Genomic DNA, 1,557 nt, shown 5'->3' on the forward strand with positions numbered 1-1,557 from the left:
ATAAATAACAATACCAGTAGTACCAGTACCATAAATAACAATACCAGTAGTACCAGTACCTGATGGGTCAATACCTATTTTTATCAAGTTGCTCACTCCTCATCATTATTAACTGCTGGTACTACATTTGAGATATCTTCTTCTTTAACGACATTATCGTTAGTGTCTGCTATTTCTTGATAAGATGGGGTATTTATATTATTTAATAATGGTTCATCGCTCATTTGCCCTTTATTTTTGGCGACATCAATATCTTTAAATGAAATATATTCAAAATTACCATCTTCTTTAATTTCTTTTTCATCTAAATCAATATCAGATATATCAATTCTCATTTCTAATGCTAATTTACGATATAATTTTGCTTCAACCATTTCTTTTGGTCATTTATTTCAAGGTGAATATTCACTATTACCACTAGGACTACTATTTTTTAAACGATCAATATCTGCTTTTCTTAATAAAATACCTTGATAATTTCCATTTTTATCTTTTGCAAAAGCATAAGCACCAATAATTTCATTATAATCACTAGTATTTGCATTAAAATTAATTTCATGCATTTTTGGACAAGAATTTATAGCATCTCATTCAAATTTTTAACCTTTAAATATAATTGCTTTTCTTGGACTATACCCTGCTTCTTCCATTCTTTTACAATAAACTTTACTATCAATAACAGTAGTTAATTTATTTTTAAATGGAATAATATTAAAATCTTTACCAAAAATTAACCCTTTATTACTTAATTTAATAATTCCTAATGCTGTTATTTTTGCATTATCAGCATTATTAACTAATTGCATATAACTTTGTCCATTTTTCATTTTTAATTCTTCAAGTGCTAAAATATTTTCTTTTAAATATTTATCATTAACTTTTAATTCATATTTAATAATTGCACCTTTAATATATTGTTGTAATTCATTTGTCATTTTATTTCACTCCTTTAATTTTTATATTTATTCCTTTAATACCAACTACTTTATTATCAGTATTTGTATCTCATTGTGCTTTAATTGTATTTTTAACTAACTTTTCATTAACAATTAAATATTTAATTAATTGCTTTAATTCATATTGATTAGCATTTTCTAAAAAATCATCATCAATACCTAATATTTTAATATCTTTTATTAATAATTTTTCTTTACGAAAATTACTAGTAATAATTTTTAATTCTTGCTCTTGTTTTGCTACACTTTTAATTTCTAAAAATTGTTCTTTTTTATGATTTTCAACAATTTCATTTTGTTTTTGAAATTGAATATCAATGACACTATTTTTTAAATAATCATGATTATTCTTAATATTTTTTTCTAAATTTAAAGTAACGTTTCTAATAGAATTTAATGGATCTTTAAAATTTTTTATTAATTCTAATAGTTCTCTAAAAATATAATCAATTTTTGAAACTACTAATTTTAAATCTTTTAGTGATTGTGATTTATATTCTCCATTTATTAATCAAGCTTGTTGTCTGTATATAAATTCTGCTAATTCTTGTCCATTTTCATCAATTCATTTTTTAATATTTAATGCTTTTAAACTTAATTC

3 protein-coding genes are annotated in these 1,557 nt (G+C 22.3%); all 3 read right to left on the reverse strand.

Annotated elements, in window-relative coordinates; genetic code table 4:
• Positions 1-80: 80 nt before the first annotated feature.
• On the reverse strand, positions 81-563 hold the full coding sequence (locus tag C6B38_RS03570; RefSeq protein WP_105298689.1) for a recombinase RecT: 483 nt from the start codon (positions 561-563) through the stop codon (positions 81-83).
• A gap of 36 nt (positions 564-599) precedes the next feature.
• Positions 600-935 carry a hypothetical protein gene (locus tag C6B38_RS03575; protein ID WP_105298690.1) on the reverse strand — a complete coding sequence of 112 codons (336 nt, stop codon included), beginning with the start codon at positions 933-935 and terminating at the stop codon, positions 600-602.
• A gap of 1 nt (position 936) precedes the next feature.
• On the reverse strand, positions 937-1,557 hold a 621-nt coding region (locus C6B38_RS09835), incomplete at its 5' end, for a hypothetical protein (protein ID WP_162475843.1).

It is taken from the genome of Spiroplasma sp. ChiS (genome assembly GCF_002968355.1).
Taxonomy (GTDB): domain Bacteria; phylum Bacillota_I; class Bacilli_A; order Mycoplasmatales; family Mycoplasmataceae; genus Spiroplasma; species Spiroplasma citri.